Source organism: Micromonospora rosaria (genome assembly GCF_001567585.1).
GTDB lineage: Bacteria > Actinomycetota > Actinomycetes > Mycobacteriales > Micromonosporaceae > Micromonospora > Micromonospora rosaria.
The window spans coordinates 1-10,111 of the sequence record NZ_LRQV01000192.1 but is presented as its reverse complement, the minus strand read 5'-3'; the positions used below and the strand labels follow the sequence as shown (position 1 = coordinate 10,111).

Here is a 10,111-nt window from a genome sequence, read left to right as displayed (position 1 = left end):
GGTGGTTTCCGGGGCGGTGACCGTCGCGAGGGTGGCTTCCGTGGTGACGACCGTCGTGAGGGCGGGTTCCGGGGTGGTGACCGTCGTGAGGGCGGTTTCCGCCGCGACGACCGTGCCGGGGGTGGCTACCGGGGCGGCGAGCGGGGCGACACCGCCCGCCGGGAGGGCGGCTTCCGGGGCGACCGCGACGGTGGCTACCGGGGCGAGCAGGGTCGGCGGTTCGACCGGTCGGCCGACGAGCGGGGCGGGTACCGGGACCGGCCGTACCGTGACGAGCGCGGGGACGCCGGTGACCGGCGGCGGGACGACGAGACGGACCGTACGGAGGCGCCGGCCCTGTCGGACGAGATCGTCGCCACCGACCTGGACCAGGCCGTCCGGGCCGAGCTGCTGTCGCTGGCCAAGCCGGTCGCGGAGACCGTCGCCCGGCACCTGGTGGCCACCGGCAAGGTGATCGACGAGGACCCGGCCGAGGCGTTGGCCCACGCGCTGGCGGCCCGTCGGCTGGCGGCGCGCATCTCCGCCGTCCGCGAGGCGGTCGGGCTGGCCGCGTACCACGCCGGGGAGTGGCAGACGGCGATCGCCGAGCTGCGCACGTACCACCGGATGAGCGGGGTGCAGAGCCACCTGGCGGTGCTCGCCGACTGCGAGCGGGCGCTGGGCCGGCCGGAGCGGGCGATCGACCTGTTCCGGGGCGCCGACCGGGACACGCTGGAGCCGGCGGTCGCGATCGAGCTGCTGATCGTGGCGGCCGGGGCGCGGGGTGACCTGGGCCAGAAGGACGCCGCGGTGGCCATGCTCCAGGTCCGCGAGCTGACCAGCGAGTCCACCGAGCCGTGGACGGCTCGCCTGCGCTACGCGTACGCCGACGCGCTGCTCGCCGTCGACCGGCGCGAGGAGGCGCGGGAGTGGTTCTCCCGGGCGGCCGACGCCGACGCCGAGGGGGAGACCGACGCCGCCGAACGGCTGCTCGAACTCGACGGTGTGGTCATCGAGGGTGACGACGACGAGGACGAGCTGCCGGTGGAGGACGAGGTGGCCACCGGTCCCGGTGCCCCGGGCGCCGTGCCGGAGCGGCCCGACGCCGAGCTGCGCGCCGACGGCTCCGCCGACGACGCGGACCCGACGGCCGAGCCGGACACCGGCGACCTGCCGGCCGAGGGGACCGACAGCGGCCCGGCCGAGCCGGTCGCCGTCGACCAGAACCCGCTCGACCAGAACCCGGGCGATCAGGACCCGGCCGACCGGAACCCGGTCGACGGGGCGACGGTGACCCGGGCCGGCGACGACGCGGGTACCTCCCCGGTGGCCGGTGTCGAGGACCGGGACGCGGTCGCCGGCTCCGGTGCGGGGGCCACCGCCGACCAGGCGGGGGCCACGGGCGGGGCTGCCGCGCCGGCCCAGGCCGCCGACGAGTCGGTGGCGGAGCGGCGGTGAACGACACGCCCACCGGGCCGCTGGCCGACGGGTACGCCCTGGTCGTCTTCGACCTGGACGGGGTCATCTACCTGATCGACCGGCCGATCCCTGGTGCGGTCGAGGCGGTGGGCCGGTTGCGCGCCGACGGGCGGGCGATCGCGTACGCGACGAACAACGCCTCCCGGCGCGCCGCCGAGGTGGCGGACCTGCTGACCGGGATCGGCGTGCCGGCCACGCCGGAGGAGGTGCTCACCTCGGCGGCGGCTGCCGCCCAGGTGCTCCGGGACCGGCTGCCGGCCGGGTCGGCGGTGCTGGTGGTCGGCGCCGAGGCGCTGCGGGCGGAGATCCGCGCGGTCGGGCTCACCCCGGTCACCCACGCCGACGACGCGCCCCTGGCGGTGGTGCAGGGGTACGGGCCGCAGGTCGGCTGGACCGACCTGGCCGAGGCCTCCATCGCGGTGCGCGCCGGTGCGGTCTGGGTGGCCACCAACACCGACCGGACCCTGCCCAGTGGGCGCGGCCCGCTGCCGGGCAACGGTTCCCTGGTGGCGGTGCTGCGAACCGCGTTAAGCCGGGAGCCCGACCTGGTGGTGGGCAAGCCCGAGCCGGCGTTGTTCGTCACGGCCGCCCGGCGGGTGCCGGACGGGCGGGCGTTGGTCGTGGGCGACCGGCTGGACACCGACATCGAGGGCGCCTGCCGCGCCGGGTTGGACAGCCTGCTCGTCCTCACCGGGGTCAGCGACGTGGCCGAGTTGCTCGGGACCGGCCCCGGCCGCCGCCCGACGTACGTCGCCGCCGACCTGGCCGGGCTCTTCGACCCGGCGGCCGTGGTACGGGTCGTCGGCGGCCCGGACGGGGCACCGGCGACCGGGCCGGAGTGGGCCGGCTGGTCGGTGTCGAGCCGCGACGGCGGGCTGGAGCTGACCGGTTCCGGTCGCCCGTTGGACGCGGTGGCCGCGCTCTGCGCCGCCGCCTGGTCGACTAGCGCCGCCGAGGCGGACAGCGCGGTGGCCGGCCCGGTGGTGCGGGCGGGCTCGCCGGAGGCCGCGCGGGCACTGACGGCCCTGGGGCTGTCGCCGGCCCGGCCGGTCTGACCGACGCGCGGCTGCCGCCCCGGCGCTGTCCGGTCGGCTTGACCGGGGCGTGGCCGGGGCGTCGTCAGAGCAGCTTGCGGAGCTTCATCAGGTCGAACGGGTTCGCCTTGATGTTGACCCGGCGGGTGGCCACCGCCTTGGTGACGTCGAGGTCGCCACGGACCAGGGCGAGCAGGTCGTCGCTGGTGGCGCTCAGGGCGATCTTCGCCTTCGGGTCGTCGCCGTCGGTGAGCCCGGTCAGCCGGCCGCCGGTCAGCCGGCCGTGGAAGGCGGTGTCCAGGTCGGTGATCCGGCACGCCAGCGTCCGGTCCAGGTCGATGCGTTCCCGCACGGCGGCGGCGTTGCGTTCCAACCGGGCGGCGAGATCCTGCAACGCCTGCCGGCACTCGTCCACGCTGGCCACCATCGTCTCCTCACCGCACGCCACACCGTTTCCCGGCACCGTACCGCACGGGGGGTCGCGCGGTGCCCGGTAGCGTGACACCTGGACACCTCACCCCGTGGAAGGACTCAGGCATGCAGGACGCGTGGCGCGCCTACCTCGAGCTGGCCATGGGCCTGACGGAGGCGCCCCGGAAGAGGGCCCAGGACGTCGCGCGGCGGCTGGTCGGGTCGGGCGGGGCGACCGCCGCCCAGCTCCAGGCGCTGGCGGAGGAACTGGTCTCCACCGGCGCGGCGAACCGGGAGGCGTTGACCAAGCTGGTCCGGTTCGAGGTGGACCGGGCGCTCGGCGCGGTGGGCCTGGCCACGGCCGACGAGGTCGCCGAGCTGACCCGGCGGGTGCACGAGCTGGAGCGGCAGCTGCGGGAGGCGAGGACCGGCGGTCCCGCCGTGGCGCCGGACACCGCGCCGGAGGCCTTCCCGACGGAGCCGTCAGCGGTCGCCGCGACGGCGCGGGCCGGTGGGTCCGGGGCCGGTGAGTCCGGGGCCGCGGGGTCCGGGGCCGCGGAGTCCGGGTCGGCGGCTGCGGAGCCTGCGGCTGGACAGGGCGGTGCGGGGGCGCCGGCGGCCCCGCCCGGTGGCGTGGTGGCCCGCAAGGCGGTGGCGAAGAAGGCCGTGGCGAAGAAGGCGGTCAAGAAGGCGCTGGTGAAGAAGGAGCCGGCCGAGGTGACCCCGGTGCGTGACGAGGAGGAGGCCGGTGGCCCGGCCTCCCGGCCGGTGCCGGGGGCGCCGGCCCGCCGGCAGCCCACGGACGGTGACGCGTGACGGCGGGTCCGGGGCCCCGACCCGGTCCGCCGCCGGGGGGTGGCACCGGCCCGGCCGGGCCGCGTCCCGGGCCGCCCGGGCACGGCGTCCCGCGTCCCGGCCCGTCCGGTCCGGCGGGCCCGCGCCCGGGGCCGCCGCCGATGCCACCAACGGAGAGCGACGAGGCGCGGCACCCGGCGGTGGAGGCGGCCGTGCGGGCGCTGGCGAACGCCGCCGCGCTCTCCCCGGCCGACCAGATCGCCCAGTACGAGGCGGCGTACCAGACGTTGAGCGAGACCCTCGCCACCATCGACCGGGCCTGAGGAGGCCAGAGAACCGTGGCACGTCGTAACCGGTTGGACGCCGAACTCGTCCGCCGAGGTCTGGCCCGGTCCCGGGAACAGGCCGCCGCGTTGGTGGAGGCCGGCCGGGTCCAGGTCCGGGGGACACCGGCCCGCAAGGCCGCCGCGATGGTCGACCCGGCCGACGCGGTCCTGGTCACCGGGGAGGATCCGAGCACCGAGTACGTCTCCCGGGGCGGGCACAAGCTGGCCGGCGCGTTGGCCGCGTTCGCCCCGGCGGGGCTGCGGGTGACCGGCCGGCGCTGCCTGGACGCGGGGGCGTCGACCGGCGGGTTCACCGACGTGCTGCTGCGCGCCGGTGCGGCCGAGGTGGTCGCGGTGGACGTCGGGTACGGCCAGCTCGCCTGGTCGCTGCGCACCGACGAGCGGGTCCGGGTGCACGAACGCACCAACGTGCGCGCGCTGACCCCGGAGCTGATCGGCGGCCCGGTCGAGCTGACCGTGGCGGACCTGTCGTTCATCTCGTTGCGGCTTGTGCTGCCGGCCCTGGCCGGGTGCACCCGCGACGACGGTGACCTGGCGTTGATGGTGAAGCCGCAGTTCGAGGTGGGCCGGGAGCGGGTCGGCGCGGGCGGCGTGGTCCGGGACCCGGCGTTGCGGGCCGAGGCGGTGCTCGCGGTGGCGGCCACCGCCGCCGAGGCGGGGCTGGGGTTGGCCGACGTGGCGGCCAGCCCGCTGCCGGGGCCCAGCGGCAACGTGGAGTTCTTCGTATGGTTGCGTCGGGGCGCGCCGGCGGCCGACCCGGAGCGGGTACGGGCCGTGGTGGCGGCCGGGCCGGCGGCTCCGGTACGGTCCGGCGACCGGTCGGAGGCGACTGCCGAGGAGGTTGCGGGGTGAACGCGAGGGGCCCGGCGGGCCGGACCGCGCTGCTGGTGACCCACACCGGTCGGCGGCGCAGCACCGAGCACGCCCGCACGGTGGCGGCGGACCTGATCGCCGCCGGTTTCGAGGTCCGGGTGGTCGCCGAGGAGGCCGACGACCTGGACCTGCCCGGCGTCGTGCCGGTGACCGGTCCGGAGGCGGCCGAGGGCGCCGAGATCGTCTTCGCGCTGGGCGGTGACGGCACGTTCCTGCGGGCGGCGGAGCTGGCCCGGCCGGCGAAGGCGCCGCTGCTCGGCATCAACCTGGGCAAGGTCGGGTTCCTGGCCGAGGCGGAGATCGACGACCTGGACGTCGCGGTGCGGGACGTGGTCGGGCGCAACTACACGGTGGACGAACGGCTCACCCTGGACGTGACCGCCGAGTTCGACGGTGGCCCGACGATCGAGTCGTGGGCGCTGAACGAGATCAGCGTGGAGAAGGGCGAGCGGGCCCAGATGCTGGAGCTGCTCGTCGACGTGGACGGTCGCCCGCTGTCCCGGTACGGCTGCGACGGGGTGGTCTGCGCCACGCCGACCGGCTCCACCGCGTACGCGTTCTCCGGTGGTGGCCCGGTGGTCTGGCCGGAGGTGGAGGCGCTGCTGCTGGTGCCGATCAGCGCGCACGCGCTGTTCAGCCGGCCGCTGGTCACCGCGCCCACGTCGACCTTCGCCATCACGGTGGACCCGTTCACCACCCTGGCCGTGCTCTGCTGTGACGGGCGGCGGGTGTACGACCTGCCGCCGGGGGCCCGGGTGACGGTGCGGCGGGGGGCGCTGCCGGTGCGGGTCGTGCGGTTGCGGGCCCGGTCGTTCACCGACCGGCTGGTGGCCAAGTTCGGGTTGCCGGTGCACGGCTGGCGCGGTAACCGTCGCTGACCCGACAGCCCCCGTCGGGGCCTGCCGGGACGGCGGGTGACCTCTGTCGCCCCGTGCCTGGTCGGGGCGGGGCGGGCCGGTCCGGGGTGGGAACACGCGCCGTGCCGGCTGGTCAACTGTCGGGGCCCGCGTCTACTGTCGGGTGCTGTGCTGGAAGAGCTGCGCATCACCGGACTGGGCGTCATCGAGGACACCACGCTGCCGCTGGCCGACGGGATGAACGTCATCACCGGCGAGACCGGGGCCGGCAAGACGATGGTGGTGACCGGCCTCGGCCTGCTCTTCGGCGGCCGGGCCGACGCCGGCCGGGTCCGGGCCCAGCCCGGCCGGGCGGTGGTGGAGGGCCGGTTACGGCTGCGGGGCCGGGTGGCGGAGTCCGTGCACACCCGGATCAGCGACGCCGGCGGGGAGCCGGACGACGACGGTGCGGTGCTGTTGAGCCGGACGGTCACCGTGGAGGGCCGCTCCCGGGCGCACCTGGGTGGGCGGAGCATGCCGGTGGCGATGCTCGGCGAGGTGGGTGAGCAGGTGGTGGCCGTGCACGGCCAGTCCGACCAGTTGCGCCTGCTGCGTCCGGCCGAGCAGCGGGCCGCGCTGGACCGGTTCGCCGGCCCGGAGCACGAGAAGCTGCTCGACGCGGTGCGGGAGGCGTACGCGGGGTGGCGGCGGGTGGTCGACGACCTGGCGGACCGGCGCGGCAACGCCCGGGCCCGGCACCAGGAGGCCGACCTGCTCCGGTTGGGCCTGGACGAGATCACCCGGGTCGATCCGCAGCCCGGCGAGGACGACGAGTTGAAGGCGGAGGCGCAGCGGCTGGAGCACGCCGAGGGGCTGCGCACGGCGGCGGCGCTGGCGTCCCTGTGTGTGGCCGGCCCGCCGGAGCCGACCGACGAGACACCGGACGTCACCGCGCTGCTGGGCACCGCCCGGCGGACGTTGGAGGCGCAGGCCGGCACCGACCCGGCGCTGGGTGAGTTGGCGGCCCGGCTGGAGGAGGCGGCGACGCTGGTCGGGGACGTCTCGGCCGAGTTGTCGGCGTACCTGGCGGCGCTGGACGCGGATCCGGCCCGGTTGCAGGCGGTCTACGAGCGGCGGGCGGCGCTGCGGGCGCTGACCCGCAAGTACGCCGACGACGTGGACGGGGTGATCGCCTGGGCGGAGCGGGCCCGGACCCGGCTGTCCGAGCTGGACGGCTCCGACGAGCTGCTCGACGAGCTGGACCGGGAGGCGACCCGGCTGGCCGGGGAGGTGGCCGACCTGGCGGGGCGGCTGTCGACCTCGCGGCGGGAGGCGGCGGGCCGTTTCGCCGAGCAGGTGACCGTGGAGCTGGCGGGGTTGGCGATGCCGCACGCCCGGATCGAGGTGGCGGTGCTGCCCCGCCCGGCCGGCCGGGCCGAGCCGACGCTGCTGGTGAACGGGGCCGAGGTGGGCGTCGGGCCGGACGGCGGGGACGAGGTCGAGCTGCGGCTGCTGGCCCACCCGGGCGCGCCGGCGCTGCCGTTGCAGCGGGGGGCCTCCGGGGGTGAGCTGTCCCGGGTGATGCTCGCCATCGAGGTGGTCTTCGCCGGGTCGGGCGGTCCGCCGACGTTGGTCTTCGACGAGGTGGACGCCGGGGTCGGCGGGCAGGCGGCGGTGGAGATCGGCCGGCGGCTGGCCCGGCTGGCCCGCAGCCACCAGGTGCTGGTGGTGACCCACCTGCCGCAGGTGGCGGCGTTCGCCGACCGGCATCTGGTGGTGGCGAAGGACACCGGGGGCGCGGTGACCACGAGCGGGGTGCGGGTGGTGGAGGACACCGCGCGGGCGCGGGAGCTGGCCCGGATGCTGGCCGGCCTGCCGGACTCGGATCTGGGGATCGCGCACGCCGAGGAACTGCTCGCGGTGGCGGCCCGGGAGCGGCGGGGCTGATCCTGCTTTGTGAGCGCAACCACACCGTCGGCGGCACGGGTGTGCTTCCCTGGGTAGGCGGCCCTGCTCAGGCATGTCGCGACGGAATTGCCTGCCTCACATGCCAGGATGGTCAGGATGCGTCTACCCACGTTGCGCCGGACCCGGAACGCGGAACCGGGCCGGGTTCTCGGCACCGCACGCCTCGACCGTCGGACGAAACGGCTGGTCGGCCGGCTCCGCCCCGGTGACATCGCGATCATCGACCACGTCGACCTGGACCGGGTCGCCGCCGACTCGTTGGTCGCCGTCGGTGTCGCCGCGGTGCTCAACGCCAAGCCGTCGGTGTCCGGTCGGTACCCGAACCTGGGGCCGGAGGTGCTGGTCGAGGCCGGCATCCCGCTGCTGGACGACCTGGGTGAGGGGGTGTTCGAGCGGGTCCGGGAGGGCGACGTCGTCCGGATCGAGGGCAACACCGTCTTCGTCGGCGACGACCCGGTGGCGCACGGCAGCCTCCAGGACGCCGAGACGGTGGCCAAGGCGATGGCCGACGCCCGGGAGGGCCTGTCGGTGCAGTTGGAGGCCTTCGCCGCCAACACCATGGACTACCTGCGGCAGGAGCGGGACCTGCTGCTCGACGGGGTGGGCGTACCGGAGATCCAGACCCAGGTCCAGGGCCGGCACTGCCTGATCGTGGTGCGGGGGTACGACTACAAGGCCGACCTGGACGTGCTGCGCCCGTACATCCGGGAGTACAAGCCGGTGCTGATCGGGGTGGACGGCGGGGCGGACGCGCTGGTCGAGGCGGGGTACACCCCCGACATGATCATCGGGGACATGGACTCGGTCACCGACGACGTGCTGCGCTGCGGCGCGGAGGTGATCGTGCACGCGTACCCGGATGGGCGGGCGCCGGGCCTGGCCCGGGTGAACGGCCTGGGTGTGTCGGCGATCACGTTCCCGGCGGCGGCGACCAGCGAGGACCTGGCGATGCTGCTGGCCGACGAGAAGGGCGCGTCGCTGTTGGTGGCGGTCGGTACGCACGCCACGCTAGTGGAGTTCCTGGACAAGGGGCGGGGCGGGATGGCCTCGACGTTCCTGACCCGGTTGAAGGTCGGTGGCAAACTGGTCGACGCCAAGGGCGTCAGCCGGCTGTACCGGCAGAGCATCTCCGGCTCGTCGTTGCTGCTGCTGGTCCTGTCGGCGGTGGCCGCGATGGCCTCCGCGGTGGCGGTCTCCACCGTCGGTCAGGCGTATTTGGGCGTGGCCTCCGAATGGTGGAACAATTTTGTGTTCCAGCTCGGCCAGCTCTTCTAGCTCCCGACCGATAGAGGCTGTAAGCGTGATCAACTTCCGGTACCACGTGGTGTCCCTGACCGCGGTCTTCCTGGCGCTGGCGATCGGCCTGGTGGTGGGTACGGCGGCCCTCAACGGCCCGGTGGTCGACTCGATCAAGGAGCGGGTCAACGGGCTGAGCAAGGACAACCAACTGTTGCGTCAGTCGGTGCAGAACATGCAGAAGGAGCTGGAGCAGGAGGAGGAGTTCGCCGCCGACATGGCGCAGGTCTTCCTGCCGGGTCAGCTCACCGACCGGCGGGTGCTGGTGCTGAGCCTGCCGTCCGGCCGTGACCAGACCGACGCCGTGCTGGAGATGCTGCGGATCTCCGGGGCGAACGTCGTGGGCCGGGTGGACCTGGAGGACAAGTTCATCGAGCCGGAGAACAACAACAACCTGATGGAGCTGGCGACTACGGCGGCCCGGCCGACCGCGCCGGCCACCGGGCTGCCGGGCAACGGGCACGGGGTGGAGACCTCCAGCGCGTTGCTGGCCAGTGTGCTGCTGGACCGGGCCGAGGGTGTGACGCCGGTCACCGACGCCGACCGGCGGGCGGTGCTGGCCGCGTACATCAACGCCGGGTACGTGGCCGCCGAGGACCGGGTGGGCGGGCCGGCGGAGGCGGTGATCGTGGTCAGCGGCCAGCCGTACGTGGACAAGGACTTCGGCAAGAAGGACGAGTCGGTGGTGAAGGTCGCCGAGCAGTTCGACCGCAACGGGGCGACCGTGGTGGCCGGCAACGGGTGGACCGGCGGGAACCTGGTGGCCATCGTGCGCGGTGATCCGGTGCTGTCACAGTCGATCTCCACGGTCGACAACGCCAACACGGTGACGGGTCAGTTGGTCACGGTCCTGGCGTTGGTGCAGCAGCTGACCGAGAAGAAGGCCGGACAGTACGGCGTGGGCGACAACGCCGCCGCGCGGATGCCTAAACTGCCCGAGTGAGCCGACGATCCCCTTTCCTGCCGGGATTCCACCACCTCGTGACGGGAGTGCCCGCGTGAGCCTGCTGGGACGGTTGATGGTCGCGGGCGCCGGGGCGGCTGCCGCGCGGTACCTGCTGCGGGAGGTCCGCAGCGCGCCGGTCGGGCCGCA

Annotated in this window: 10 protein-coding genes; 9 read left to right on the top strand and 1 reads right to left on the bottom strand. The window is 75.2% G+C overall.

The window, feature by feature from the left end:
• A partial coding sequence (locus AWW66_RS36590) for a tetratricopeptide repeat protein (RefSeq protein WP_425413313.1) occupies positions 1-1,437 on the top strand: 1,437 nt, incomplete at its 5' end.
• Positions 1,434-2,513: an HAD-IIA family hydrolase gene (locus tag AWW66_RS29690; protein WP_067373352.1), complete on the top strand. Its 1,080-nt coding sequence runs from the start codon at positions 1,434-1,436 to the stop codon at positions 2,511-2,513. The genes AWW66_RS36590 and AWW66_RS29690, both read left to right, overlap by 4 nt.
• 64 nt (positions 2,514-2,577) lie before the next feature.
• Here the strand turns inward: AWW66_RS29690 and AWW66_RS29685 are convergent, their stop codons facing one another.
• Entirely contained in the window at positions 2,578-2,916 is a 339-nt protein-coding gene (locus AWW66_RS29685; RefSeq protein WP_067373354.1) for an SCP2 sterol-binding domain-containing protein, read from the bottom strand.
• Between the two features lie 113 nt (positions 2,917-3,029).
• Between AWW66_RS29685 and AWW66_RS29680 the strand changes: the two genes are divergently transcribed.
• The 7 genes from AWW66_RS29680 to AWW66_RS29650 all read left to right on the top strand — a co-directional run bounded on the left by AWW66_RS29680 (position 3,030) and on the right by AWW66_RS29650 (position 9,961).
• Positions 3,030-3,719, top strand: a complete 690-nt coding sequence (locus tag AWW66_RS29680) for a phasin family protein (protein ID WP_067373349.1) — start codon at positions 3,030-3,032, stop codon at positions 3,717-3,719.
• Positions 3,720-3,859: 140 nt separating this feature from the next.
• Positions 3,860-4,021, top strand: coding sequence for a hypothetical protein (locus AWW66_RS34655; protein ID WP_169807195.1), 162 nt, complete (start codon positions 3,860-3,862; stop codon positions 4,019-4,021).
• 15 nt (positions 4,022-4,036) lie between these two features.
• Positions 4,037-4,897 carry a TlyA family RNA methyltransferase gene (locus AWW66_RS29670; RefSeq protein ID WP_067373343.1) on the top strand — a complete coding sequence of 287 codons (861 nt, stop codon included), beginning with the start codon at positions 4,037-4,039 and terminating at the stop codon, positions 4,895-4,897.
• Positions 4,894-5,796, top strand: coding sequence for an NAD kinase (locus tag AWW66_RS29665; RefSeq protein WP_067373340.1), 903 nt, complete (start codon positions 4,894-4,896; stop codon positions 5,794-5,796). The genes AWW66_RS29670 and AWW66_RS29665 overlap by 4 nt, the downstream gene beginning before the upstream one ends.
• A 147-nt stretch (positions 5,797-5,943) precedes the next feature.
• Entirely contained in the window at positions 5,944-7,701 is a 1,758-nt protein-coding gene (gene recN, locus AWW66_RS29660) for a DNA repair protein RecN (protein WP_067373337.1), read from the top strand.
• Positions 7,702-7,818: 117 nt separating this feature from the next.
• Positions 7,819-8,997 (top strand): putative cytokinetic ring protein SteA, encoded by a 1,179-nt coding sequence (gene steA / locus AWW66_RS29655; protein ID WP_067373334.1) that lies wholly within the window; start codon positions 7,819-7,821, stop codon positions 8,995-8,997.
• A gap of 25 nt (positions 8,998-9,022) precedes the next feature.
• Positions 9,023-9,961, top strand: a complete 939-nt coding sequence (locus AWW66_RS29650; protein WP_067373331.1) for a copper transporter — start codon at positions 9,023-9,025, stop codon at positions 9,959-9,961.
• Positions 9,962-10,111 lie beyond the last annotated feature (150 nt).

What these genes read in the sequence shown, in the direction of transcription:
- AWW66_RS34655 (WP_169807195.1), top strand. Translation starts at nt 3,860, where the DNA reads ATGCCACCAACGGAGAGCGACGAGGCGCGGCACCCGGCGGTGGAGGCG.
- AWW66_RS29680 (WP_067373349.1), top strand. Translation starts at nt 3,030, where the DNA reads ATGCAGGACGCGTGGCGCGCCTACCTCGAGCTGGCCATGGGCCTGACG.
- steA (WP_067373334.1), top strand. Translation starts at nt 7,819, where the DNA reads ATGCGTCTACCCACGTTGCGCCGGACCCGGAACGCGGAACCGGGCCGG.